The sequence below is a fragment of the Elusimicrobiota bacterium genome, assembly GCA_041660925.1.
In the GTDB taxonomy this organism is placed as follows: domain Bacteria; phylum Elusimicrobiota; class Elusimicrobia; order UBA1565; family UBA1565; genus JBAZUV01.
This window is the reverse complement of record JBAZVI010000001.1, coordinates 586,603-613,526: the sequence shown is the minus strand read 5'-3', so window position 1 is coordinate 613,526 and position 26,924 is coordinate 586,603. Positions and strand designations below refer to the sequence as shown.

The 26,924-nt window shown below is 71.5% G+C and carries 15 protein-coding genes; 9 read left to right on the top strand and 6 right to left on the bottom strand.

What is annotated here, in order from left to right:
• Positions 1 to 122: 122 nt before the first annotated feature.
• The 3 genes from WC969_02575 to WC969_02565 all read right to left on the bottom strand — a co-directional run bounded on the left by WC969_02575 (position 123) and on the right by WC969_02565 (position 4,338).
• A complete protein-coding gene (locus WC969_02575) occupies positions 123 to 1,685 on the bottom strand; it encodes a hypothetical protein (protein MFA6028721.1) in 1,563 nt (520 codons plus the stop codon).
• Between the two features lie 48 nt (positions 1,686 to 1,733).
• Entirely contained in the window at positions 1,734 to 2,945 is a 1,212-nt protein-coding gene (locus WC969_02570) for a CPBP family intramembrane glutamic endopeptidase (protein MFA6028720.1), read from the bottom strand.
• Between the two features lie 112 nt (positions 2,946 to 3,057).
• Positions 3,058 to 4,338, bottom strand: a complete 1,281-nt coding sequence (locus WC969_02565; protein ID MFA6028719.1) for a hypothetical protein — start codon at positions 4,336 to 4,338, stop codon at positions 3,058 to 3,060.
• A 74-nt stretch (positions 4,339 to 4,412) separates the two neighbouring features.
• Here WC969_02565 and WC969_02560 point away from each other — a divergent pair, with 74 nt between their 5' ends.
• Complete coding sequence (locus tag WC969_02560; GenBank protein MFA6028718.1) at positions 4,413 to 5,126, top strand: DUF6629 family protein; 714 nt, start codon at positions 4,413 to 4,415, stop codon at positions 5,124 to 5,126.
• A gap of 34 nt (positions 5,127 to 5,160) precedes the next feature.
• On the opposite strand, the gene WC969_02555 is transcribed toward WC969_02560, so the two are convergent.
• The 3 genes from WC969_02555 to WC969_02545 form a co-directional block, all read right to left on the bottom strand.
• On the bottom strand, positions 5,161 to 7,041 hold the full coding sequence (locus WC969_02555; GenBank protein MFA6028717.1) for a cation:dicarboxylase symporter family transporter: 1,881 nt from the start codon (positions 7,039 to 7,041) through the stop codon (positions 5,161 to 5,163).
• 71 nt (positions 7,042 to 7,112) lie between these two features.
• Positions 7,113 to 9,416, bottom strand: a complete 2,304-nt coding sequence (locus WC969_02550) for a protein kinase (protein MFA6028716.1) — start codon at positions 9,414 to 9,416, stop codon at positions 7,113 to 7,115.
• Between the two features lie 54 nt (positions 9,417 to 9,470).
• Positions 9,471 to 10,115, bottom strand: coding sequence for a hypothetical protein (locus WC969_02545; protein ID MFA6028715.1), 645 nt, complete (start codon positions 10,113 to 10,115; stop codon positions 9,471 to 9,473).
• Positions 10,116 to 10,185: 70 nt separating this feature from the next.
• Here WC969_02545 and WC969_02540 point away from each other — a divergent pair, with 70 nt between their 5' ends.
• The 8 genes from WC969_02540 (at position 10,186) to WC969_02505 (ending at position 26,921) form a co-directional block, all read left to right on the top strand.
• Complete coding sequence (locus WC969_02540; protein ID MFA6028714.1) at positions 10,186 to 12,021, top strand: N-acetylmuramoyl-L-alanine amidase; 1,836 nt, start codon at positions 10,186 to 10,188, stop codon at positions 12,019 to 12,021.
• A gap of 121 nt (positions 12,022 to 12,142) precedes the next feature.
• Positions 12,143 to 18,754 carry an AAA family ATPase gene (locus WC969_02535; GenBank protein ID MFA6028713.1) on the top strand — a complete coding sequence of 2,204 codons (6,612 nt, stop codon included), beginning with the start codon at positions 12,143 to 12,145 and terminating at the stop codon, positions 18,752 to 18,754.
• Between the two features lie 120 nt (positions 18,755 to 18,874).
• The gene (locus WC969_02530; GenBank protein ID MFA6028712.1) at positions 18,875 to 22,462 is read left to right on the top strand and encodes a M48 family metalloprotease; all 3,588 of its coding nucleotides are present in this window, start codon (positions 18,875 to 18,877) and stop codon (positions 22,460 to 22,462) included.
• Positions 22,463 to 22,545: 83 nt separating this feature from the next.
• Entirely contained in the window at positions 22,546 to 22,905 is a 360-nt protein-coding gene (locus WC969_02525; protein MFA6028711.1) for a response regulator, read from the top strand.
• On the top strand, positions 22,902 to 23,768 hold the full coding sequence (locus WC969_02520; GenBank protein MFA6028710.1) for an MBL fold metallo-hydrolase: 867 nt from the start codon (positions 22,902 to 22,904) through the stop codon (positions 23,766 to 23,768). The genes WC969_02525 and WC969_02520 overlap by 4 nt, the downstream gene beginning before the upstream one ends.
• Before the next feature lie 82 nt (positions 23,769 to 23,850).
• Complete coding sequence (locus tag WC969_02515) at positions 23,851 to 24,291, top strand: DUF296 domain-containing protein (protein ID MFA6028709.1); 441 nt, start codon at positions 23,851 to 23,853, stop codon at positions 24,289 to 24,291.
• Between the two features lie 61 nt (positions 24,292 to 24,352).
• Positions 24,353 to 25,000: a succinate dehydrogenase cytochrome b subunit gene (locus WC969_02510; GenBank protein ID MFA6028708.1), complete on the top strand. Its 648-nt coding sequence runs from the start codon at positions 24,353 to 24,355 to the stop codon at positions 24,998 to 25,000.
• 1 nt (position 25,001) lies between these two features.
• A complete protein-coding gene (locus WC969_02505; protein ID MFA6028707.1) occupies positions 25,002 to 26,921 on the top strand; it encodes a fumarate reductase/succinate dehydrogenase flavoprotein subunit in 1,920 nt (639 codons plus the stop codon).
• The last annotated feature ends 3 nt before the right edge of the window (positions 26,922 to 26,924 follow it).

Sequence of the window (26,924 nt, the reverse complement as noted above, 5' to 3'; positions counted from 1 at the left end):
GCGCTTTCGGCCTGCGGCTGCGTTGCTCGTCGCTCAGATAGCTCAAGCTATCCTCGCTCCTCGCGCCTTGCCTCGGCTCGAAATCGCCCGGCCAAAACGCACGCTATTACTCGGACGGACTCCTAGGAGGCGCTCAGCAGCGCCGAATTGCGGCACTCCGCGCCGCGGCGGGGGGAAAGGAAGGCGAAGACGGGCGTGAAGGCGGAGATCCTCAGGCAGCGGCGAGCATCGACCGACCCCGCCGCGCGCAGCGCGCGGCGCAGGGTGCCGGCGTCGTTGAGCGTCACGAGCACGTCGGAGTCCTCCAACATCGGGTGGGAAGAGTCCGCGAAAACGAGCGTGCCGCGCACGCGCGCGCGCGGCAGTCCCAGCCGCCCGGCCTTGTAGTAGGGATCGGTGTAGAGGGAGAGGACGGGGCTGATCCACCAGTCTTTCGGTCCGCTCGTGCCGTCGAGGAACACCACGAGGCGCCGGGTCTCGTCGGCGACGGCGCGCACGTCCTGAGGCGTGGCGAAGGTCCCCTCGTGGATGAGCGCCTCGAGCCGGCGGCCGCCGTTCAAGGAGACGGCGCAGAGCGCGAGCAGCAGCGCGAGCGCCGACGCCCGGAGCCGGGCGGGGCGGGCCGTCTTTTCGCGCAGGGAGCAGTAAAGCCCGAGGACCGCCAACGGCGGCGCCGCGCCCGCCAGCCACTGCACGTAGTGATGGATGTGGCTCTGGTTGCGGAAGACGCAGACCCAGGCGAGGGCCGAGAGCGCGGCCATCCCTCCGAAGAGCGTCAGCGCATGCGCGCGGCGGCGGAAGCGGGCGAGGGCGTAGGCGAGGCACGCGCAGGCCGCGGCTAGGGCGCCCCAGCCGAAGTTGCTCCCGGCGAAGGCGAGCTGGTTCCCCGCCCACGCGGACAGGGAGACGCTCTCCAGGCCCGAGTTCATGCGCAGGACGGCCTGCGCCCGCATGCCCGCCGCGTCGGCGCCGAGGGCGTGGAGGAGGAGGACGTTCAAAGCGGCCGACGCCGCGGCGACGGCGAGGGCGCGCGGAGCCAGGGCGTCGCGGCGCACCCAGCGGAGATAGGCGAGGATCGCCGCGCCCATCGGGTAGGCGGCCCAGCCGGCCTGGAAGAGGAGGAAGAAGAGGACGGGGAACAGCCGCCGGGCGGTCGGCCGCTCGAGTTCGTAGAGACAGAGCAGGACGGCCCACGTGAAGAACGACACGAGGACCTCATGCTTCCAGGCGTCCTGGTAGTTGTAGTAGAGGGGCAGGAGCAGATGGAGCAGCGTCGCGGCGAAAGCGAGCAGGGGGTCGTCGGCCGCGCGCAGGAGGAGGAGGAACACCAGGGCCGTCGTGAGCAGCGAGAAGAGGAGCGAGAAGCTGCGCGGGGCCCAGAAGCCGTAGCCGGTGAGCCGGGTACAGGCGTTGAAGAGGAGGGAGGGGAGGACGGGGTGATGGGCGTAATGCTTCGCGGACGCGACCTCCCCGTCCGCTCCGTACTCGAAGCGCTTGAGGCCGAAGACGTCCAGCGGACCGCGGCGGGAGGGCTCCTGACTGTGGATGGCCCGCAGCAGGAAGCCCGCGCTGTCGATGTCCCAGTGCGCGCGGCCGTCCAGGAAGGGCTTGTTGAGGCGCGGCAGGGAGATCAGGACCTGGACGGCGAGGAGGCCGGCCAGCAGGAGCAGGCGTCTGTGAAGCATGGAGCCATTCTATCACACCGGGCTCCGTCGGCCCGATCCGCGGTTCTCTCAGACCCCGGGCGGCGGAGGGGTCTTCTTCAGGTGCGCACGGAAGGCGGGCCAGACCTTGTAGGCCGCGAAGGCGTAGGCGAGGCCGAGGAGCATCGCCATCGAGTTCCCGGAGTTCGCTCCCAGGAAGACGTTCGAGAGGTCCTGCAGGGCGTAGAAGCCGTTGTGCAGGCCGTGCATGGCGATGGAGCTCTTGAGGCCGCCGCGCATGTAGGCCCAGGAGAGCATCAGGGAGCCCGCCAGGCGGATGGCGAAGAAGACGGGGTCGGCGGTCTCGTGTCCGACGACGAAGAGCAGGGACGTCGCGAGCGCGGCGATCCACGGAGCATGGCGGCTCAGCGGCGTCAGGACTTTCGTCAGCCAGCCCATGAGGCCGGCGCGGATGAGGAACTCCTCGATGACCGGGGCGACGACCGCCGCCTTGAGCGCGCCGACGAGATGCATGACGGGCTCGACGGTTCGAGCGGCGCTCGGCGGCAGATAGTTGGGGTGCGGCGTGTAGCCGGTGAGGAGCCCGATGAGCGGCGGGAGGGCGTACTCCATGAGGAGCTGGAGCGCGACGAGGACGGACCCGATCCCGAACGCTTCCTTCCATCCGACGGAGGGGGCCGGGACGGGCTTCGGCGCGGAAGGGGAGGCCGCGGTCTTCCCCGCGGCGCTCAGGCCCGTGACGGACGCGTCCGAAGGGGCGGCCGGGACGGCGTCCTCGGCGAAGGCGCGCGCGCGCGACGATTCGAAGAGGCGCGAGAGGATGGAGGAAGATTTCTCGCCGGAGGCGTCCTTCGAGAGAGCGGTCCCCGTCTCCTGCAGGGTCTGGATCGCGGCGGGCTGCTCCTCTGCGGCGGCGGCCGGGGCGGCCGCCGCACCGAAGGCGGGGCGCGCGATCGCGCCGGGGACGACGGCCGCCGGCAGGGCGAGGGGGAGAGCGGCGACGACGGAGCCCTTCGCGGCGGACTCCCCCGTACGGAGCGTCGGGACGAGGCCGGAGGGGAGAGCGATGCCGGCGCCGGAGAGCGTCAGCGTCGGAGAGAGGCCCGGAGTGCTCGCGGCGAGGTCTCCGGTCCGGACCGTTGCGGCGAAGACCGGGACGGAGACGGGTGCTCGGAGCGGGGCGGCGGCGACGACCTGGGCCATGGCGCCGGCGGGAGCGCAGAGGGAGAGGGCCCCCGCGAGGAGCAGGCACAGCGAGCGGCGAAAGAGGTTCGTTTCCATGCTCAGAGGATACCGGATGACGGCTTCCTGCGCGTGGGACCATCGCGCACGTCGGAGGGCCTCATGCGGCCTAGGGGTTCCGTAGGCCCGTGGCCCGAGAGGGGGGGGCCGGCTATTTCGAGGCGGAGACGACGGACCAGTCGGCCGACTTCCCGCCGGCGGGGCGGGCGTGGAGGGTGAAGCTCCCGGTCCGGCCTTTGAAGTCCTGCCGGAAGGTCAGCGCCGCCTCGCCGCCCTCCTTCTTGAGGCCGACGTACTTCAGCACGAGCCCTTCGTCGGCCGCGTAGAGCATGCTGCGCGGCATCCACTCCGTGAAGGCCTCTCCATCGGAGGCGAAGAGGCGGGAGTAGTCGGCGGCGGCCTTCACGGCGTCGTCGCGGAGCTTGCGGCGGTAGAGGGCGCGCAGGCGGAGGAAGCCCTCGAGGACCCGCGGGCCGAGCCGTTCGAGCGGGGCCCCCTCGCGGCGGCCGACGAGCCGGTAGTCCTCGCCGTCGAGCTGGCGCGCGAGGAGCGCCTTCTTGTCGCCGGAATAGAGCCAGGACTCGTCGAGGATGGAGAGGGTCCCGTCCGGGCCGCGCTCGAAGCTCACGCCCGTGACCGAGTCGTCGCGGGAGAGCGTGCCGTCGGGGTCGAAAAGGGCGAGCGTGAGGGCCGCGTGCCGCGCTCCGCGCCGGAAATGCGCGAGAGGGACGAGCTTCCAGCCCGTGCGCGGTTCGCTCTGGAGGCGCAGGGCCGTCTCCACGGAGCGCTGCTCCTCCCGCAAGGGGAGCTCCCGCGCGCGGACGCGCAGGGACGGCGCGGAGCGCGCGCTCGGCGAAGCCGCGGCGTCGGGAAGGGGCGCGGCTTTCGGCGCGGGAGCCGCGCCCTCGCGCAGGCCTTCGACGACGTCGCGCAGATGCTCGCCGTCCTCGGCGGCGACGAACTTGTAGAGCAGGCGGCGGCCTTCGGCGACGACCTCGACTTTCGGCGCCGGCTTGGAGGTGCGCACGACGAAGGCCGGCAGGCCCATCCCGTAGCCGTCGAGCTCGAAGACGTCCCCCCGCTCCGTCCGGGCCCGGCGCATGGACTCGCGCATGAAGTCGAGGTCGGCCGTCACTCCGCCGAAATCGGGGTCGTCCTTCGCGACCGCTTCGACGCGCACGAGACCTCCGTCCCTGGGCGGCGCCTTCCCCGCCCGGGTCCAGCGCTCGAAGTTCTTCGGCGAGAGCAGGAGCAGCTCCGTGCCCTGCCGGCGGCCCTTGAAGGCGCGGGTGAACGCGTAGTCGAGGGGCAGGTCCAGCCGCCAGCCGAGGACGCCGTCGAAGGGATAGGTCTGGAGGGGCCGCCTCGTCGCGGCCGCCGCGCCGGCGGGGAGGAGCGTGATTCCGAGGAGCGCGGCGAGCGCGATGCGCATGGGTCGATTATACCAAGACTTCTCGACGGGAGACTTGAGGCGCGCCCCCCGCGATTGATACGATAGCGCCCGCCATGTGCTTCTCCGCGAACGCCAGCTTCGCCGCGAGCGCCGCGCTCATCCCGGGCGGCGGCTTCTGCGTGCTCTCCGTGCTGCGCGCGCGCAAGTACCGCTATCTCCCGCTGAGCGTGGTCCCCGTGTTCTTCGGGGTGCAGCAGTTCTTCGAAGGGCAGGTCTGGCGCGCGCTGGCCTACGGCGACGCCGGGCAGGCCATGTGCAAGATCTACTCCCAGCTCTTCCTCTTCTTCGCTCTGTCCTTCTGGCCGGTCTGGATGCCTTTCCTCGCGATGACCGCCGAGAAGCGTCCGCGCTGGCGCCTCTTCATGGCCACGATGATGGTCGTCGGGCTCGCGCTCGGGGACCTCATGTTCGGCCCGGTGGCGAGCGACACGACGGGCTGGCTGAAGACCGTCGTGGTCTGCAACTCCATCTCCTATAAGTACACCGGCGCGCTGATGTTCCAGACCGTGACGACCGACCTGATGCGCTTCCTCTATCTGCTGGTGGCGGGAGCCCCGCTGCTGCTGTCCTCGGACGTCATCGTGAAGCGCTTCGGCGTCCTGCTCGTCGTTTCCGCCGTCGCGTCGCACCTCTTCTTCACCTATGCGTTCTCCTCGGTCTGGTGCTTCTTCTCCGCCGTGATGTCGGGTTATCTCTGCTGGGCCCTGCGCAGCACGACGGAGCCTTCCTTCTTCCGCCTGCCGAACTTCGGCTTCAACTTCCGTTAACGGGCCGGGAATCCCCGTTCGGGGATCCCCGGATTCATTTCCGCTTCAGCCACTCGTCCATCATCAGGGCGGAGGTGATGTCTCCGACCACGTTGATGGCGGTGCGGGACATGTCCAGCACCCGGTCCACGCCCATGATCAGCGCGATCCCCTCCAGCGGGATGCCCACCCCGCCCATGACCGTGGCGAGGATGGCCATCCCGGCGCCCGGAGCTCCCGGCGTGCCGAGCGAGGAGGCCAGCAGCACGGCGAGGACGTAGAGCAGGGAGGCGGGGGGGAGCGCGACGCCGAACGCCTGCGCGAGGAAGAGCACGGCCACCGCCTGGTAGAGGGCGGTCCCCTCCATGTTGACCGCGGCGCCCATGGTGATCATGAGGTTCGCCACGGGGGGGGAGACCCCGAGCTTCAGAGCGGCCTTCAGCGACACCGGCATCGTGGCCGACGAGCTGGCCGTGGAGAACCCGGTCAACATCGCATCGCGCAGGCTCGAGAGGTAGGCGAGCGGAGAACGCGCGGCGCAGACCTTGACGAGGACGCAGTAGAAGCCGAGCAGGAGCGCCAGGCCCAGCAGGACGGTCCCCACGTAGGCGCCCATCCCCGCGAGCGCGGAGATCCCCGCGCCCGAGAAGAGCCTCGCCGTCATGCCGAAGACGGCGAGCGGCGCGGAGAACATGATCCCTTGGACCACGCGCATGACGAGGCCCTGCGCCGCGGCCGCGCCCTGCACGATCTTCCGGCCGGCCTGCCGCGTCCGTTCGGAGCGCGTCATCCCCAGCGCGAGGACCGTGATGCCGGCGAGCACCGCCATGAACACGATCTGGAGGGTGTTCCCGGTCAGGAACGGGGTGAGGGGGTCGGAGGGGACGATGCCGGCGAGGAAGGCCCCCAGGCCGGGGGGCGCGGCGGCCGCGGCACGGGCCGCTCCCGCCGCCGGCAGGGCGAAGCAGCGGCCCGGCTGCAGGAGCGTCGCCAGCCCGATGCCGATCCCGCAGGCGACCGAACTGGTGAGGACGAAGTAGAGGAGCATCTTCCAGCTGAGGCTCCCGAGCTGCTTGGGGTCTTCGTGGCCGCCGATGGCGCCGATGACGGAGGAGAAGACGAGGGGCCCGGCGAGATGGCGCAGGCTGGAGATGAAGAGCCCGCCGAACGCCTGCGCGCCGGAGACCGCGGCTCCGAGGGCCGGGAAGGTCGGAGCGAGGATCCCCGCGCCCGCGCCGGCGGCCAGCGCGACGAGGATCCAGAACCAGAGCTGGCGGACGACCCCGCGCTTCGCCGGGGCGGGGCCCTCCGCGGACGGGGGGGCGGGCTCCGCGCGCGCCGCGGAGGCGGTCCGTCCGGCTCGGAGTCCGGAAGGCGCGGCGGTCTGGACGCCCGAGAGAGGGACCGGCTCCGCGCCGGCGGCGCCGCGTCGCGACGCCTCGAAGAGGCGGGAGAGGAGCGAAGGGGCGCGTCGTTCCGCGGAGTCCTTCGCGAGGTCCGTGCTCGTCCTGTGCAGGGACTCGAAGGCCGTCGGGACGCCCTTCCCGGACGCGGTCGCGGGAAGCGGCGAGGTCCGCGCGAGCCCGAGCGTCATGCTCTGCGACGGGAACGCCGCGGGGAGGGCGGCGGTCGGGAGCGCGGCGCCGGGGGGCGTCTTCACCGCGGCCTGCGCCGCGGGCGTGAGCCGGAGGGAGGGGAGGGGCGTGAGCGCCGCTCCCGTCCATGAGACGAGGGGGAGCGGCATGGTGACGGGGAGCGGGGAGAAGAGGCCCGTCGCGGACGGAGCCGCCCCCGCGACGAGGGCGTTCACCGTCGGGGAGGCGTTCGCCGAACGGACGACGCTCACGACCTGGGGTAGCGCCTCGCTCGATTGCGCGAGGACGAGCGCGAGCGCGAGAAGGGCGGCGAGCGGACGGCGCAGAGGGGCCATCGTCATCGACGCCACGATAACAAGGAAGGGGGGATGGCGATATGGGCCGGATGGGCCCTGCGGCGGTCTCTTACGGCCTACGCCGCAGGGGGGGGCTGGAGGGCGTCGAGGACGCGCAGGAAGTCCTTCGCCGACTGCAGGCGCTTGTTCAGGTCGGGGTCGAGCGCCCGGTCGACGAGCTCGTCGACGGCCTTCGGCAGGGTCCGCAGGACGGCGGAGGGCTTCGCGTAGGCGCGCTCCATCTTCTGCGCGAGCGCGTGCGAGCCGAAGGGGCGCGCGCCGGTGAGCATCTCATAGAGGACGACCCCGAGCGAGTAGACGTCCGAGGCGGGAGTGACGAGGCCCTCTTCGGCTTCCGGGGGCATATAGGCCGGCGTGCCGGCCACGGTCTGGGTGCGCGCCATGGGCAGGCCGGCGGGAAGCGTCCCCCCCTCGGCGCCTCGCGAGGCGGAGGCGTCGTCGCCGATGCGCCGGGCGATGCCGAAGTCCATGACCTTCACGAAGCCCTCGTCGGTGACCATGATGTTCGCGGGCTTGAGGTCGCGATGCACGATGCCCTTTCCGTGCGCGAATTCGAGCGTCTCGCAGACCGTGCGCAGGATCTCCTGGACCCGCGGCAGCGGGAGGCGCTTCTGCTCGGCGAGCAGGTGGGCGACGGTCTTCCCCGAGAGGAGCTCGAAGACGAAGTAGAGCCCCTCGTGCAGGTCCAGGATCTCGAAGACCGCCACGATGCCCGGATGGTGGAGGCTCGCGAGCGTGCGCGCCTCTTTGATGTAGAGTTCGCGGCCTTTCGAGCCCGGCGGCGCGTCGTCGAGATAGACGCGCTTGATGGCGACGACGCGGCCGAGCGAGTGGTCCCGGGCCTCCCAGACCTGCCCCATGCCGCCCTTGCCGATGACGCGCAGGAGCTCGTACTTCCCGCCGAGCCGCTCCTCGGCGGCCGATGCGGCGACGGGGCGGGCGCGAGGGGTGGGGACGGAGGCGGAGAGGCGGCGGCTGATGGTCGTCGTCGCGTTCAGGAGGCGGCGGCGCAGGAGCCAGAAGCCGGCGCCGACGAGCCCGACGAGGAAGAGGAGGAAGGCCTCCTCGATGGGGAAGCGGGTCCGGCGCGCGGAAACGGCCTCGAGCAGCTGCCAGCTGTCGTCGGACTCGGGGTCGAAGATGCGGTCGCCCGCCTTGGCCGAGCGCAGGCGGCCGTCGTACTGCGCGGGGTCGAGCCGGGCCGCCTCCTCGAGGGAGCGCAGGCCCTCCTCGCGGCGGCCGAGGGCCTCGAGGGCGGCGGCGCGGATGTAGTGGGCGGCCGCGCTCGAGGGGTTGAGCTGGAGCGCGCGCTCGGCGCTCTCCAGCGCTTCGGCGTACTTCTTGAGCCGCAGTCGGGACCAGGAGAGCTCCTCCCAGGCGGCGCCGTCGTTGGGGTCGAGCCGCGTCGCCTCGCGAGCCGACGCCTCCGCCCGCTCGTAGAGGGCGCGGCGCTTCGCGGAGGGGGAAGAGTCGGCGAGTCGGTTGAGGGAGAGGGCCTTGAGCGTGTGCGCCTCGGCCGTGGGACGGACTCCCAGGGAGAGTTCGGCCTCGGCCAGCACGCCGTTCCAGTCGTTGAGGCGGAACTTCGCGCGCGCCGTCCGCAGATGCGCCTCGGCGCGCGATTCGGCGAGGGCGTCGGCGTCGCGCTTCATGCGCGGGACGGCGACGCGCCCGTCGACGAAGGCGGGGCCGTCGCCCACGAGGCCGCGCGGCATCTGGGGAGCGTTCGTCGGGGCGGCGGGGCGGCCGCTGCCGCGCCGGGCGAGCTCGCGACGGATCTCGTCCTCGCTCATCGGCCGCGCGTTGCCGAGCCCGGGGACGTAGTAGTTCTGGACGGGGGCCTCGTTGCTCCTCCCCTTCGGGGCCGCGCCGCCGGGGCGACCGTACTCGATGCCCGCGGGGTTCGTCGCGCCGGCGGAGCGGTCCTCGGGGGTGATGAGCGAGAGACTGTCGCCGCCGGGGCCGCCCGACGAGCCGGAGCTCCCCAGGGCGGCCGGGGAGCCGTCGGGCGCGGTCTCGACGCCGTTCTTCGAGAGCTTGCGCTGCGCCTCTTCGACGCTCGAGCGGGTCGGGAAGATGGAATCCTTCCCCGGAGCGAGGTTGTCCGCGGAGGCGGCGGCGGGATAGGAGCCGCCGGAGGAGCTTTTCTCCTTTTCGTCCTTCGAGGGGGTGCCGGAGCCGGCCACGGCTCCGCCCGTCAGCGCGTTGAAGAAGCCCGCGACCTTCCCGCCGAAGGGGCCGTCCTTGTAGGCCTGCTGGCCGACGCGATAGTCGTCGTTCCAGGCGCCGGCGCGCGCCGGCGGCGCGGCGAGGAGGAGGGTGAGGCTCAGGAGCGCGGGGACGGCCGGACGCATCCTCATGAGGTTAGTATCCGACTCCGGACACGGGGTGTCAAGTGACCTCGGGCCTTCCTCTCAGCGCGCCTTCTCGGCGTGCACGAACTCCGTTTCGAGGTAGGGTTCCCCATCGGTGCCCCAGGGGGGGCGCAGAGTCCCGCGGACGAGCACGGGGTCCTTGGCGCGCAGCGAGGAGACGACGGCCTTGTCGCGCGAGGACAGCTTGCCGTAGCGGCAGCGCAGGCGTTTCCCCGCCTCGACCCAGAAGTATTGCGACGCGGCTCCGACCTCTCCTCCGCTCACGAAGGCGCCGCGCACGGACACGCGCGTGTCCAGGAGGTCGTTGCGGCGCAGAAGCACGTCGGGGGCGGTCGCGGGCCGGCCCAGCAGCTCCCGCTCCGTCTCCGCGAGCTTCGCGCGGACCTCTCCCTCCCGTCCGGCGGAAGGCGACTGCAGCGCCTCGAGCAGCGCGCCGCGCGCCGAGTCGAAGTCCCTCTCCCGGATGTGTCCGAGGGCGCGGTCATACGGGCTCTCGGCGGAACGGGCCCCGTCGAGCGCGACCTCCCCGCCCCCCGGAGGGGGGCTGTGGGCGCCCCCGCTCGGGGGAGCCTCTTCGGCGGGCTCCTGCGGCTCGTCGCCGCAGGCCGCCAGGGCGCAGGCGAAGGCGCAGACGAAAAGGAGGATCGGGATCTTGCGCGCGGACGCGGACAGGTCGGGTGTCATCGGGCCCTCCGGGTCCTAGTGTAGACTTCGGTCCCGGTCCCGTCAAGAGAGCCGCGCGGAGAATGGTATCATGGCGGCGATGATGCTCCTGACGCTCGCGCTCATCCTCGGGACCGTTCCGGCGTCCGCGGCGGACGCGGGAACGGGCGCCGGAGTCGCCGTCTCCACGGTTCCGGCGGCGGCCCGGACCCCCGAACTGCGCGTCGTCTGGCCCGCCGAAGGCGCCCGCTACCCGTACCTGCGCCGCAGCTTCGTCTTCGGCACCGCCGGTCCCGGGGCGACCCTCGCGGTCAACGGCTCGACCGTCCCCCTCCAGCCCGACGGGGCCTTCCTGGCGATGGCGCCTTTCTCGACGGGGACCTTCGCCCTGCGCTTCGAGGCCCTGCGCGAGGGGGCGACGGCCTCCCTCGTGCGGACCGTCCAGGTCGCCGAGCCCTTCGAGGCCGGCGGGATGAAGAAGGCCGAGGCCCTCGAGCCGCATGAGGACCTGCTCCTGCTCCCCGGCGACTGGCTCTTCGTGCGCGCGCGCGGTCCGGCGGGCGTCGAGGGGCGCTTCCGCGTCGGCTCGCTGGCCAAGGACCGTCCTCTCGTCGAGGTCTCCAGCGGCGTCTACGAGGGCCGCTGGCGCGCCGAGGCGGGCGACCTCGGCCGCGACCTTCTCGTGGAGGTCCAGCTCCGCGGCAAGGACCTCAAGCTCAAGGACGAGGCGCCGGGCAAGGTCACCGTCCGCTCCTCCGGACATCTGGAGGCGGCGGTCACCGCCGCGCGCAGCACGATCCTGCGCTCCGGGTCCGGCGGCTACTCGCTCTTCCTCCCGCCGGGGATCGCGCTCCCCGTCTCCGGCCGCGCCGGCGGCCTCCTGCGCGTGCCGCTCGCGCCCGACTTCGAACTCTGGGCCGACACCGCGCAGGTCCGCGCGGCGCCCGAGGGCTCCGCGCCCGCGCCCGGCACGGTCGGGCGCTACCTGGGCGTCTCGGTCTCGAGCGACGCGGTGAAGCTCTCGGTCGCGGTCGACCGGCCGCTGCCTTTCGAGGTGAGCCACCGCATCGAGCCCTTCGAGCTCGAGGTCCGCTTCTTCGGCGCGCGCCAGCGCCTCGACCGCGTGCGCTATGCGGCGGAGGACCCGGTCCTCACGGAGGTCGTCGGGCGGCAGGAGGGGACCGAGACCGTCCGCCTGCTCGTGCGCACGCGTCTGCGCTGGAGCGCGGGTTACGGCGCCTACTACGAGAAGGGCCGTTTCGTGCTCGAGCTCCGCCGTCCGCCGGACCTCGCCGGGACGGGGAGTCCGCTCAAGGGCCGGCGCGTCGTGCTCGACCCCGGGCACGGACCCGACCGCGGGGCGCTCGGTCCCCGCGGTTCGGAGGAGCAGAACCTCAACCTCGCGCTGGCCTTCCGCCTGAAGTCCCTGCTCGAGGCCGAGGGCGCCGAGGTTTTTCTGACCCGCGCGAGCTCGGCCGGGCCGGCCCTCGCCGACCGCGCGTTCATCGCCTGGGACCTTCGCGGCGACGTCCTGCTCAGCATCCACAACAACTCCATCGGCGTCGAGGACGATCCTTTCGCCTCGCCGCTGGGCTACATGACGCTCTACTACCAGCCGCAGAGCCGCCCTCTGGCCGAGGCCGTCCACGCCTCCTACCGCCGCCTCTCGCCCCTGCCCGACAACGCGCTCGTCTGGGGCGACCTCGCCGTCTGCCGAGCGACCTGGATGCCGGCGGTGCTCACCGAGTCGGCCTACGTCCTTCTCCCCGAGCAGGAGGCGATGCTTCTCTCTGCCGACGGGCAGGAACGCTTCGCCCGCCAGCTTCTCGAGGGCCTGCGCTCCTACTTCGAGGCCTGGAGGAAGGTTCAGAAGGACTATCCGGACGACCGGCGCGCCGTCCGGGGCCCGACTCCTCCTCGGCCCTAAGACCTATACCCTCTAGGGCCTTTTCCGGCCGAAAAACACCCTGTTCGACCCATACGGGCTTGCGGCGTCGCGAGTATCATTAAGGAACGCGATGCATACGACGCGCCCGGAGACACCTCACATGCCCTTCTCCCGTCTCATCGCCGCGATCCTCTCCGCCTCCATCCTCCTGACCTGTCCCGGCCCCGGCGTCGGCGCCGCGCTCGCGCAGACCGTGAGCGGCTCGGCGAGCGGGACCTCGGCCGCCGGCAACACCGGGGTCGCGGGGGTGCAGACGGGCGCGGCCCCGCTGCAGCCGGGCGTCTCCGGGACGCCCGCACTGAAGCTCTCCCCCGTCGTCGACCTCTCCCTTTCGAATGCGCCGACCCTCAAGACCCCCGCGGCGCAGGCCTCGGCCCTGCCCGTGGCCGTCTCCGCGGGGCGCGCCCTCGTGCCCGCCGCGCAGCTCCCCGCCGCCGTCCGGCTTCCGGCCGTGAAGAAGGCCGTCGTCGTCCCTGCCGTGAAGGCCGCGGCCGGCGAGCCGGTGAAGGAGAGCCCGCGTGAGAAGCTGCTGTCCGTGGCCGGGGAACTCCCCGCCATGCTGCAGGGGGGGGAGAACTCCGCGAAGGTCGAGGCCGCGCGTCCCTTCGACGCGAACGGCTTCACCCGCCGCGCCGCCGAGTCCGTCCCCGTCGTGCGCGCGCAGACGGAGACCCGCCGCCCGGGGCTCGGGCGCTCCGCGTCCTCCGATGCCGTCGAGACCGTGGTGCCCGCCCCGTCCGACTTCCCGGTCTCCCCGCGCTCGGGCCTGCAGTGGCAGCGAGCCCTCCCCGCCGTCGTCGTCGGGGCCGCCATCGGCCTGCTCGCCCTCGAAGAGGCCTTCTCCGGACCGCTCGCACTCGGGCTGATCGCGATCGCGGTCTACGGCGCGCTCTTCACGGGAGGCGATCGCGGCTACCGGACCAACCCGCCTCCTTCCGGGAAGCGTCCGGCGCCTCCGCCCGCTCCGCCGGCGCCCGCACGCTCGACTCTGAAGAACGTCCTCCCCGGCGTCCTCGTCGGCACCGCCGCCCTCGGCCTGCTCGCCGCCTTCGGCCTCGTGACGCCCTACGCCGCCGCCCTTCCCATGTTCCTGCTCGCCGGGACCCTCTCGGGCGACTCCGAGGCGCCCCCCGTGGAGAAGGCGCTCGCCGAGCTCCAGCGCCGCTGGGGGAAGGGCGAACGCGTGAGCGAAAAGGACCTCAAGGGCATCGTCGTCGCGGCGGGGATCGCCAGCAAGAGCCTCCTCGTCGACGCCGCCGTCGAGCGCGGCCTCCTCATGCCCATGGCCAACAAGGACTATCTGCGCCTCGGCATCGAGTCCCTGGGCCGCAAAGCCATCCCCGGCCGCTCCGAGACCTTCGACGACTCCAGCGCCAACGAGCTGCTGCGCCAGGCGCTCGCCGACAGCCTCTCGGCGAAGAGCGAAAGTCATGCCGCCGCCGCCTACCGCATCCTGCTCGCTCTTCAGCAGTACGCGACCTACAAGAAGGACTTCGCGCAGGCCCATCCCAACGAAGCCCTCGCCAACCAGATGTTCACGAACGCCGCGCTCAACACCGTGAAAGCCCTGCTGGGCGAGGCGGCGAGCGGTCTGCGCGGCCTGCCCGACACCGACAGCCGGCACGATCCTTTCGACGAGCTCGGGAACTGGGTCAACGGGCAGTATGCGGCGGGCCGCTACCAGCCCACGCCGATGCCCGCGAAGGCGCTGAAGGCCGCTCTCCGGCTGCTCGGCAGCGCCGAGGAGCGGCCCGGCGTCGGCGACGAGTACCTCTCCGCCTACCGGACGGTCGCGGGCTACCTGCGCGACCACCTGGGCCGGCCCGGCCCCGACGCCGCGCCGGAAGCGCCGCGCACCGCCGACGCCGAGGACGTGCGCGAGCTCCGCGGGGAGCTGATCGCCTCCGCCGACGGCGGCGACGTCCTCTCGGAGACGGCCGTCCGCGCCAGCGCCTACAAGCTCAAGATGACCGGCGAGATCCTCGAACAGGTCCTCGCCCGTCTGCAGGCCGACGGGGACCTCGTGCGCCTGCACACCGGCGAGTGGATGGTGACGGTCCTTCACCTGGCCCCGGGCGGGCGGAACTTCGACGACGGCGACGCTCAGCAGCGCCTGCGCATCGCCCTCCACGAGTTCCCGCATAAGAGCCTCGAGGACCGCGCCGGCGTCCTCGTCGGCCTGAGCTCGGTCGTCGACGAGTTCGCGCGCTACCGCGAGGAGACGGGAGACGACCATCCCAACGCGAAGATGGCCCTGGCCCTGCGCAACGACGCGGCCATGGCCCTCGCGCTCCTGGTCGCCGAGAAGACCGGGGGAGAGGGGAACCCCGCCCTCGAGGCCGCGAAGACCTACCTGCGGCGCAGCTCCTTCGCCGCCGGCCGCGCTCCGGCGGGGCCGACGCCCGCCGAGAGCGCCGGCTTGGGCGTGCTCGCCAACCTCGTCCTGAAATTCGGCGCCCAGGGGCCGGTGAACCCCGCGACGGGCGTCGCCCTCGGCGCCGCCGCCGCCTTCATGGGCGAGCTCGCGAAGCAGCCGGCACCGGCCGCGCTTCCCGCGCCCGCCGCTCCCGACGAGCCGAAAGCGCCCGCACCCAAGCCGTATGTCAAGCTGAGCGCCTCCGAGTTCCCGAACCTCGCGAAGTACGGCTCCGACCTCACGGCCGCCGCCGCGGAGGGCAAGCTCCACCCCCTCATCGGGCGCGACAAGGAGATCCGCCAGCTCGTGAAGGTCCTCCAGCGCGTCGAGAAGAACAACCCCGTCGTCACCGGCGAGAAGGGCGTGGGCAAGACGAAGGTCGTCGAGGGCCTCGCCCAGCGCATCGTCGACGGCTCGCTCCCCTCGCTCCAGGGGAAGATCATCGTCAAGCTCGACATGGGCGCGATGCTCGCCGGGACCAAGTACCGCGGCGACTTCGAGGAGCGCATCAAGGGCGTGCTCGCCGAGGTCAAGAAGTCGAACGGCCGGGTACTCCTCTTCATCGACGAGATCCACCAGATCCTCGGCATGGGCGACTCCGACAAGAGCGGCACCGACGCCGCCGGGCTCATGAAGGAGGCGCTCGTCGGCGACATCTCCGTCATCGGCGCGACCACGCTCAAGGAGTACACCCGCCTCGAGAAGGACCCGGCGCTCGCGCGCCGCTTCCAGGAGGTCCGCCTCGATGCGCCGACCCCCGAGGAGGCCGTGGCCATCCTCGAGGGCGTGAAGGCGCGCTATGAGAAGAAGCACGGCGTGAGCATCCCGGCCGAGACCGTGAAGGCGGTCGTGAAGCTCGCCGCCCGCTACCAGAAGGAGCGCGCCCTGCCCGACTCCGCCCTCGACCTGCTCGACGACGCCGCCAGCGAGGTCCAGCTCCAGGCCGAAGAGGCCGCGAAGGCGGGGAAGACGCAGCGCACCGAGGTGAAGCCCGAGGACGTCGCCTTCGAGGTATTCCTGCGCACCGGCATCCCGGTCCAGAGCCTCTCCGAGGACGACAAGGCCCTGCTCCAGCGCATGCCGGTCGAGATCAAGGCCGCCGTCATCGGGCAGGACGAGGCCGTCGACACCGTCGTGCGGGCCGTCCGCCGCGCGCGCATGGGCTATCGCGACCCCAACCAGCCCATCGGCGTCTTCACCTTCCTCGGCCCCACCGGCGTCGGCAAGACCGAGCTCGCCAAGGCGCTCGCCCGCTTCCTCTTCCAGAGCGAGGCCGCGCTCCTGCGCTTCGACATGTCGGAGTACATGGAGAAGCACAACGCCAGCCGCCTCGTGAGCGCTCCGCCCGGCTACGTCGGCTACGAGGAGGGCGGCCAGCTCACCGAGCCGGTGCGCCGCAACCCCTACCGCGTCATCCTCCTCGATGAGATCGAGAAGGCGCACCCCGACGTGCTCAAGATGTTCCTGCAGGTCTTCGACGACGGGCGCATGACCGACGGCCACGGGCGCACGGTGGACTTCACGAACACCGTGATCATCATGACCTCCAACGCCGGCGGCAGCCTCGCGCAGAGCAAGCACCCCATCGGCTTCGGCGACGGCCGGGGCGAGAAGACGGAGGCCGACGCCGTCCAGCGGGAGACCTACGTCGACGCCTTCAAGGACCTCGTGGCGCCCGAGTTCTTCAACCGCATCGGCAAGGACCACGTGCTCGTCTTCAAGACGCTCGAGCGCAAGGCCCTCGAGAAGATCCTGGACATCCGCCTCGCGGTCCTCAATAAGACCATCCTGGCGCCCAAACGCATGAGCGCCGCGCTGACCCCGGCCGCGCGGGAGCATCTGCTCGCGACGGCGGGCAGCGCGGAGAACCTCGCCTACGGCGCGCGCCCCATCAAGCAGATGGTCGAGCGGCAGGTCTACGACGCCCTCGCCGACGCCGAGCTCGAAGGGAAGCTCTCCGAGGGGGACCAGGCCGAGGTGGACTTCTTCGACGGGTCCTTCGTCGCCCGGCGGGCCGCTCCCGTCGAGACGAAGCTCAGCGGCTGGCTGCTGGCCGGCGCCCCGATCCTCGCGGCGCTGCTGCCCGCGGCCTGGACCGTGCCGGCGGCGCTCGTCCTCGCCGCGGCCGCGGCCGTCTACTGGCTCGCGCGGCGTCCCGCCGGGCTCGAGCTCTCACGCGCCTATCTCGCGCGCAAGCGCGCCGCGGCGCTGCTCGCGGTCCTCGGCGTCGCGGGTTCCGCCCCGCGCCTGTCCGCCGCCGACCGGGAGGCGCTCATCGCGCGCTTCCAGGCCCGTCCTCCGAGGGCGGTCATCATGGACTACGACGACACCTTCATGGACAACTCGTCGGGGAAGGGGCTCGTCGTGACGCCCGAGCGCCTCGCCCTGCTCCAGGCCCTGAAGGACGCCGGCATCCGGCCGATCTTCGCCACCAACCGCCCCCTCAACGGGGGGCCGCACGGGATGGAGAACATGCTGATGGACCGCATGGACGCGTCCCTGCGCGAAGGCTTCATCCTCTCGGTGGGCGGCGGCGCCGAGGTCTACCAGTACGGCCCCGACGGCGAGAAGCCGACGGCCCCGGCTTTCTCCGAGACCCCCATGACCCTCGAGGAGAAGGGACTCATCCTCTCCCTGATGAACTCCGCCGCGTCGGAGACGGGATTCGCTTCCGCCGACTGGCGGGAGGACGGCAAGGACCACGAGTTCACCTTCGTCCTGAAGAACGACCGACCCGCGGCGAGGAAGCTCGCCGCCGCCTTCGAGAAGCGCTTCGCGGGGAAGTTCGGCCTCGAGTTCAACGTCACCTACAAAGAGCCGCCGAAGGAGTCCCTGGAGCCCTACATACGGATCGCCAAGGCCACGAAGGCCCGCGCGATCGCGGGGATACTCAAGACCCTCGAGGCGGAGGGCTCGGCGCCGGCCCCGGCCGACGTCGTCATCTTCGGCGACGACTTCACGAAGCCCGGCTACGACGCCGCGATGGCGCGCGCGCTGCCGGGCGCCGTGGTCTACGCCGTGGGCAAGGACGCCGACCCGCGCCTCGACAACGTCTACCTCTCGCCCGTGGTCGGGCCCGACTCGACGGCGGAGTTCCTCGAGGAGCTCCTGCCCGCCGGGCCGGCCGTCCGCGCGCCGCGGCTGCCGCTCTCCTACCGCATCCGGCGCACGGCGGCCGCGCTGCTCGCGGCGCTCGGTCTGGCCGTTTCCGCGCCTCGTCTCCCCGCGCAGGGCGAGCAGGCGCTGCTCGAGCGCTTCCGCGCGCATCCGCCGCGCCTCGTCGTCCTCGACTACGACCGGACCTTCATGGACGTCTCCGGCGTCGGCACTCCCGTCAGCGCCGAGCGCATCGAGCTCCTCCGCCGCCTGAAGGCCGCGGGCATCCGGACGGCCTTCTCGACGAACCGGCCGCTGACCGGCGGGTTCTGGGGCATGCAGAAGCTCGTCATGGACCGGCTGCCGGCGGACCTGCGCGAGGGCTTCCTCCTGGCCACCGACGGCGGCGCCGAGGTCTACCGCTACGGGAAGGACGGGGAGCCCCCGTCGTCCCCTTTCTTCGCCGTGCCGGCGGCGACCGACGCGGAGGCCGTGCGCGTCGTGGAGCTGCTGGAGACGACGGCGAAGGAGCTCTCCTTCGCGCCGCAGGACTGGCGCGACGACGGACGCATGCTCGAGCTCTACACCCGCTTCGACAAGGCCTTCCGCGCGGCCGGGTTCTCCGACGAGAACCGCGTCCTTCTGCGCTACCCCGAGGATCTCTCTCTCCCCGCCGAGGTCCGGGTCGTGCGCGCGACCAAGGCGGACGGTCTGCGCGGGCTCCTGGGCGCGCTGCGCGAGGAGCGCGTCATGGTCGCGGACCGGGACATCCTCATCTTCGGCGACGATTTCGCCCTGCACGGGCAGGACGCCGCGATGGCCAACGCCCATCCGGGGGCTACGACGCTCGCCGTCGGGAAGAGCGCGGACCCCCGCGTCGGCGGTGTCCATCTGCTCCCTTCCGTCGGACCGGACGCGACGGCGGGGTTCCTCTCCGGGATCCTCCGCCCGCCGTCGGCGCCGAAGACCGGAGCGCTCCCGCGCGCGCTCGGTTCCCGCCTCTGGCTCATGGTGCTGGCGGCGGTCCTCCCGCACGCCCTCCACGTCGCGGAGCTGCCGGGCTCCGCGACCGCGACCATCGCGCCGTATGAGCGCGAGGTCGAGCTCCACCCCGACCTCGAGACTCCGACCCGCCGCGAATCGACGCAAAGGCCCCTCCTCAACGACGTGCCCACGACCTCGGAACCCGCGCGGAAATAAGCCGGGTCACAGGGCCCAGACGCCGGGGGAGCGAACACCACACGGCGCATGGGCCCTTGGCCTGGCACGGTCCCCTCCGGACCGCGCGTATAATCCTCCTATAGCACGACGGAGGACGACATGACGATGGATCCCCGGCTCCTGAAGAAAATCACCGCGACGACGCTCGCGCTCGCCCTTGTGGCGCTCGCCCCCGGCCTCGAGAGCTACCGGCTCTTCGCCCAGGCCGTCGTCACCCACGCCGTCCCGACCGCGAACTCGGCGTTCGGCGCCGGCGCCGCCGTCGGCACGAACCTCATCGCTCTCCCGGGCACAGGCCGCGCCGCTTCCTCTCCGCTGAGTCTGCAGAACGGCCTTCTTCCGAGCCTCGCGCCGGCCGGCGTCGTCGTCAAGACGCAGGCCGCCGCCGTCCAGGCCGCCGTCCCCGCGGCCTCGGCGCAAGCTCTCCAGACGTCCGTGTTCTCCCGTTCGAAGGCCGTCCCCGCCGCCGCGCAGAGCGTCCCGGCCGCCGGCTCGGAGCAGCGCGCCGCGGACCTCAAGACCCTCCTCGCCGAGCCGCGCGCGGTCGCGCTGCCGGTCCGGGAGATCGAGGCCATGCCCGCCGCCTCCGCGAAGAGCGCCGGCGCGCGCATGATGGACCTCCTCCTCGGCCGCCGCTCGGTCGAAGCGGTCGACCTCACCGAGGGTCCTCAGGCGCCGGAGGCCTCGTCCCTTCAGGCGAAGGTGGAGGCGGACCTCGCCGCCCTGCGTTCCGCCGACGGCTTCCTGAGCTACAGCATCGAGCCGGGGGATCCGACTCAGAAGATGTCCTACATGCGGGAGACGCACGTCCTCGTCCGCATGGGCCATCCCCGGGACCTCGAACGCCAGAAGACCGTCTATCGGGCCGGCGGGATGCCGGTGGTCTACGACTTCTCCAGTCATGAGGGCGTCGAGCGGATGAGCATCGCTCTGCACGAGGCGGCGCCCGCTTCCGTCCGCGAGATCCCGGACGCGAAGTCCGTCGTCCCGGTCCCCGCCCAGGCGCCCGAGCCGGCCCGCCGCGGCCGCGTCGCGGACACTCTCCTCTCCGTCGCCCGCATCACCCTCGCCGGCGCGGCGGTCTACGGCCTCCAGCTGGCGGCCGCGACCTTCCTGCCCGCGCTCTTCGGCTTCGTGCCCGTCGCCGCGCTCTGGACGCTGAGCTCCGGCGTCGTCCTTGTGCCGGCCGCGCTCTACGCCCGCTACCGCCTTTCGCTGCGCGATTCCCCGCGCCTGGGCGGGGTCAAGCTCACGCTCGACCTCCTCCTCGGCGCGTACCTCGGCGCCGCCGCCGTCGCCCTGCCCGCCTTCCTGGGCGGCGCGGCCGTCGCTCATTTCCTCGCGGCCACGCCGCTCGTCGCCGCGGCCTCGGCCGTCGGCCTCTCGGCCGCGGCCAAGGGCAAGGGCGAGGGCTGGCTCGGCAAGATCGTCACCTGGTTCACCCTCACCCTCCCGGCCGCTTTCCTCGGCACCGCCGGCGCGCTGCCGCTGACCTTGAGCGCCGTCGCGAGCCTCGTCGCGCTGCCCGCGATGACGACCGTGGCCTTCTTCCTCGGCTTCCTCATCCGCTCCGCCGAGACCGGACGCCCCTTCGGCGTCCCGGGCTCGCTGCAGCCGCTGCGCTTCCCGTCCTATACCTGGGTGCTGACCGGCGTCGTCTTCGCGCTGCTGACCGGCTACAGCCCCATCATGGTCAACGGGGCCTTCTTCGCCTGGATGTTCCTCGGCAAGGGGAAGGGCTTCGACTATCTCTACGGCGCGCTCGCCGCCTGGGCGGTCTATACGGGTTTCGCCGCGCCGATCACCTTCCTCGTGCTCGCCTTCCTGCCCGAGCGGGCCCAGATCTGGAGCGAACGCCTCATGACGAGGCTCCTGCCGGCGGCCGCGCCCGCGCCTTCGACCGCCCCCGCGCAGGTCGAGCCCGAGTCCGTCGCGTATCCGAAGCCGACCGCCTGGCCGCGCTTCCACTACTGGCTGAAGACCGGGCTCTCGCTCGGCTCGCTCGTCGCCATGGGCGCCGTCATGAGCTTCACGGTCTTCGGCGTGGGCACCCTGCTCGGCAACATCGCCTTCGTGTCCGTGCTCATGGGCCTGCAGCTCTGGTTCAGCAAGGACCTCATCAAGAAGACGATGCAGACCGAGCCGACCGACGAGGCGAAGGACCCCGAGGTCTTCGCTATGATGAAGGAACTCCGCGAGATCATCAACAAGGAGCTCGCGAAGAAGGGGAAGGCCCCCATCCCGATGCCGGAGATCATCAACGTGAAGATGGGCGTGCCCAACGCCTTCGCCACCGGCATCAGCCCGAACAAGGCGCTCGTGGGCGTCACCGTCGAGATCAAGGAGATGCTGCTCGAGCCCGAAGGCCTGCGCGAGGGCCTGCTGCGCCTCGTGAAGATGACCGACCCTTCGAGCAAGTCCTTCGCCGTCTTCCGCACGGCCATCCGCGGCTCCCTCGCCGGCATCCCCGGGAACGCCGGGCAGGAGGAGCTCTCGGCGGCCCTGCGCGCGGCGGATGCGGAGGCCCTCAAGGCGCTCGGCTACCGCGCCCTGCGCGGCGTGCTCGGCCATGAGTTCAGCCACGTGATGAACCGCGACATGATCCTCGGAGCCGTCGCCGGGGGCATGAGCTCGGCCATCGCCTTCTCTTCCTATAAGATCCTCTGGGCGGTCGGCCACGCCAAGGCCGCCCTGCAGCGCTTCTACGACCGGCTGAGCGGCAAACCGGTCCAGCGCACCTTCGTCGCGCCGGCTTTCGGCGCGGCGCTGGGCCTCCTCAAGGTCTTCATCGCCCTCTGGGCGCCCATCGCGGCGTCGCTCGTGCAGATGGCCTCCTCGCGCACCCGCGAGGGGGGGGCTGACGAGGACGGAGCGCTGCTCTCCAGCGACCCGGCCTCGCTCGCGCTGGGCCTGGGGCTGCTCACCAGCTGGCGGCCGAAGCCGGGCGTAACGATCGAGAAGGCCCGCGTGCCGCTCATCGCCGCGCTCGCGCACATGCTCACGGTGAACCCCTTCGAGCAGCTCGCGGCGGCGGGGCAGCTGCCGGAGCTCGACGCGATGGCGAAGCTGGCGGTGGGCAAGGCCGACGACTTCTTCTTCGACCTCTTCGTCACCCACCCCAACACGACCCAGCGCATCGAGCGCTTAGGCGAGATGCAGAAGGCGCTCGACTCCCGGCGCGCGGACCACATCGACCTCACCATCGTCCCGGGCGCCGCCGTCCGCTCGAGCGTCCCCTCGCTGCGGGACGCCTCCCAGGCCGTGCTCCCGCTCGACCCCTCCATCGACCCCGTCAGCGACCGCATGAAGAGCACTCTGGCTCTGCGCGCGCCGCTGGTGCGCGGCGTGCTCGCCGGTCTCGGCTTCGCCGCGGCGGGGCTCTTCACGGGACTCCACTCGGGGCTCCTGACGGCCGTGCTCGGGGCTTTCGTCGCGGCCCCCTCGCTCGGCGTGGCGATGGGCCTCGCCGCCGTCTACGTCTACGAGAAGATCCTGCGCCGCGGCGGCGAGACGACCATCGGGGTCTTCCTCTGGGGCGTGATCGCGGGCGTGGCCGCGGGCGCGGCGCTCGGCTACTTCGCGCTGCCCCTTCCGGCCGCGATCGCCCTGGCCGTCGTCCAGGCCGCCGGCGGCTTCGTCTGGGGCGTCCTCTCCGCGAAGGCGGAGGAGAAGCCCACGGTCGGCTGAGCCGAGCAGGCCGGCCGACGGGCCCCGGAGGGGCCTCCCTCCGGGGCCTTTTTTTCGGGCCCGTTATGTGCCATCATACGGGCATGAAGACGGTCCTCATCGTCGATGATGATAAGGAGATCGTCGATTTCATCTCCCACTGCCTGAGCGACAGCTACCGGGTCCATACGGCGTACGACGGACTCAGGGGGCTCAACCAGGCGCGGGAGCTCAAACCCGACCTCCTCATCCTCGACCTCATGATGCCGGACATGCACGGCTTCGAGGTCTGCCAGACCCTGCGCGCCGACGAGGGCCTGAACGCGATGAAGATCATGATCTCCTCCGGGAAGTCCTACGCCGTCGACCGCAAGGCCGCGCAGACCATCGGCGCGGACCACTACCTCGTCAAGCCCTACACCGCCGACGAGCTGCTCAAGGCCGTGAAAGGGCTCATCGGATGAGCGTCCTCGTCCGCTTCTGGGGCGTGCGCGGCTCGATCCCCGTCCCGGGCGCGCGCACCGTGCGCTACGGGGGGAACACCGCCTGCGTCGAGGTCCGGCGGGACGGGCGCGTCCTCATCTGCGACAGCGGCACCGGCATCCGTGAGCTCGGCCTGCTGCTGATGAAGGAGGCCCAGGGGAAGCCGCTCGACCTCGACCTCTTCATCACGCACACCCACTGGGACCATCTCCAGGGCTGGCCGTTCTTCGTGCCGGCCTACATCCCCAAGAACACCGTGCGCATCCACAGCGCGCAGGGCGCCGGCGCCGACTTCAAGGAGATCTTCCGGCGGCAGATGGGGCAGAACTACTTCCCCGTCGAGCTCGGCGACATGGCCGCGAAGATCGACTTCCACAAGGTCACGAAGCCCTTCGACGCCGGCGGCGTGCCGGTGAAGACCCTCTACACGAACCATCCGGGCGTGGACATCGCCTACCGCTTCGAGTTCCCGGAGGGGAGCGTCGTCTATCTCACCGACCACGAGTGCCATCGCGCGCTCGGCGACGACCGCGACTTCTTCACGGGGCAGGACAAGCTCGTCGCGGACTTCTGCTCCGGGGCCGACCTGCTCATCTCCGACGCGCAGTACGACGACGAGGACTACAAGACCAAGCGCGGCTGGGGCCACAGCCGCTGGCGCGACGCCGTCGAGCTCGCCGCGGCCGCGAAGGTCCGGCGCCTGGCCCTCTTCCACTTCGAGCCGCTCAAGTCCGACGACGAGATCGACGCCGTCGTCGAGAAAGCGCGCGCCCACGCGCGCTCCCTGGGCGCCGGCTTCGAGTGCTTCGGCGCCCGCGAGGGCCAGGAAATCCGCATCGGTTAGCCGGGAATCCCTCAGCGGGGGATCCCCGGGGGGCTAAGACCATGGCGACGGCCCGCTCGAGCAGAGTCCTCCGGATCCCACGATGAAAGCGATGCGCAGCGGGCGCTCATTCCTTTTCCGGCTCCCAAAAGGCTCGGACATCGGCATCGAGGTCGCCGCCGCCTGTCGCCGCGCGAAGGTCCGCTGCGCGTGGGTGCAGGCCATCGGCGCGACGGTCAAGGCCCGTCTCGGATATTACGACCAGCGCCGCCGCCGTTACTCCGAGAAGGAGTTCCGCGGAGAGATGGAGATCCTCCATTGCTCCGGCAACGTCTCCTTCAAGGACGGCGTCCCCTTCGCCCACCTGCACGCGGCCCTGGCCGACGCGAAGTACCGCGTCTGGGGCGGGCATCTCTTCGCCTCCGAGGTCTTCGCCGCGGAGGTCTGGCTCCAGGAGCTCCGCGGCCCCGCGCCCGTCCGGCTCTCCGACCCGAAGACCGGCCTCGCCCTCTGGCGCCTCCCTGCGGGTCGACCGCGGCGTTGATTGCCCGCCCGCCGGCAAGGTAGAATCCCCCGTCGTCCGAAGAAACCAGGAGCCTTCCTCTATGAACGCCCTATTGCGCTACGTCGGCACCTCCATCGGCAAGAAGCAGCTCATCGCCCTGACCGGGCTCATGCTCTGCGGCTTCCTGGGGGGGCACCTCGCCGGGAACTTCCTCCTTTATAAGGGGATGGAGGCCTTCAACCACTACGCCGAGTTCCTCTCCGAGAACATGGCCCTGCCCATCGTCGAGCTAGGCCTCCTCGGGATCTTCGCCCTCCACATCGGCCTGGCCTGCTGGGCGACCTGGGAGAACTGGGCGGCACGGCCGGAGCGCTACGCGGTGCGCGAGAACGCGGGGGGGCGCACGCTGGGCTCCGCCACGATGATCTACACCGGCCTGCTCCTGCTGACCTTCCTGCTCGTTCACGTCACCAGCTTCCGCCTGCTCGAGAACGAGGACCCCAACGGGGTCTTCGGCATGGTCATCGCCTGCTTCCAGCGGGGGGGCTTCGTGCTCTTCTATCTGGCGGCGCTCGCGGTACTCGGAGTGCACCTGAGCCACGGGGTGCAGAGCGCGTTCCAGACCCTCGGCGCCGACCACCCGAACCTCACGCCGGCGGTCAAGAACGGCGGCCTGCTCTTCGCGGTCGCGGTCGCGGCGGCCTTCGGCATGATGCCGGTCTGGGCGCACCTGGTCCACGGAGGCTGACATGGCCGTCAAACTCGACGCGAAGATCCCCTCGGGGCCCATCGAGAAGAAGTGGGACGCCCGCCGCTTCGACGCGAAGCTGGTCAATCCCGCCAACCGCCGCAAGTTCGACGTCATCGTCGTCGGCACCGGCCTCGCGGGGGGGTCGGCCGCGGCGGCCCTCGGCGAGCTCGGCTACAACGTGCTCGCGCTCTGCGTCCAGGACAGCGCGCGCCGGGCCCACTCCATCGCCGCGCAGGGCGGCATCAACGCGGCCAAGAACTACCCCAACGACGGGGACAGCGTCTGGCGCCTCTTCTACGACACCGTCAAGGGCGGCGACTACCGGGCCCGCGAGGCCAACGTCTACCGTCTCGCGCAGGTCTCCAACGCCATCATCGACCACTGCACCGCGCTCGGCGTTCCCTTCGCACGCGAGTACGGCGGCCTGCTCGACAACCGTTCCTTCGGCGGGGCCCAGGTCTCGCGCACTTTCTACGCGCGCGGGCAGACCGGACAGCAGCTCCTGCTCGGCGCCTACAGCGCGCTCATGCGCCAGGAGGCGACGGGCCGGGTGAAGGTCCTGCCGCGGCGCGAGATGCTCGAGGTCGTTCTCGTCGACGGGCGCGCACGCGGCGTCGTCTGCCGCAACCTCGTCACCGGGAAGACCGAGTCCTACGCCGGCCACGCGGTGTGCCTCGCCACCGGCGGCTACGGCAACGCCTTCTTCCTCTCCACCAACGCCAACTCCTGCAACGTGGGCGCGGCGTGGCGGGCCTGGAAGAAGGGCGCGCTCTTCGCCAACCCCTGCTTCACGCAGATCCATCCGACCTGCATCCCGGTCTCGGGGAGCTATCAGTCGAAGCTCACGCTCATGAGCGAGAGCCTGCGCAACGACGGCCGCGTCTGGGTGCCGAAGAAGGCCGGCGACGCGCGCACCCCGGACCAGATCCCCGCCGACGAGCGCGACTATTTCCTCGAGCGCCGCTACCCGGCCTTCGGCAACCTCGTCCCGCGCGACGTCGCCTCGCGCGCGGCGAAAGCGGTCTGCGACGAGGGCCGCGGCGTCGGGCCCTCGAAGCTCTCGGTCTACCTCGACCTGCGCGACGCCATCGCGCGCGACGGGGTCAAGGCCATCCGCGAGAAGTACGGGAACCTCATCGACATGTACCATCACATCACCGACGAGGACCCCGAGAAGCTCCCGATGCGCATCTACCCCGCGGTCCACTATACGATGGGCGGGCTCTGGGTCGATTACGACCTCATGACCACCGTGCCGGGGCTCTTCTGCCTCGGCGAGGCGAACTTCTCCGACCACGGCGCCAACCGCCTGGGCGCGAGCGCGCTCATGCAGGGCCTGGCCGACGGCTTCTTCGTCATCCCGGCCACGCTGAGCTCGTATCTCGCGAGCGAGAAGCTGGGCAAGGTCTCGACCGGCGACGCGGCCTTCCGCGAGGCGGAGGCGGCCGTCGACGCCCGCACGAAGAAGCTCCTCGCGGCCGACGGCAAGCGCACGCCGACCGAGCTTCACCGCGAGCTCGGCCTGCTCATGTGGGAGCACTGCGGCATGGCCCGCAGCGAGGCCGGCCTCAAGAAGGCGCTCGCGCGCATCCCCGAGCTCCGCGAGGAGTTCTGGAAGAACGTCCGGGTCCCCGGTGCGGGCGAGGACTTCAACCAGACCCTCGAGAAGGCCGGCCGCACGGCCGACTACCTGGAGCTCTCGGAGCTCATGGTGCGCGACGCCCTGGAGCGCCGCGAATCCTGCGGAGGCCATTTCCGCGAGGAGTCCCAGACGCCCGACGGGGAGGCGCAGCGCGACGACGAGCGCTTCAGCCACGCCGCGGCCTGGGAGTACAAGGGCGAGGGCGCGGCGCCCGAGCGGCACGTCGAGCCCCTGACCTTCGAGCACGTGAAGCCGTCGCAGAGGAGCTACAAATGAGCG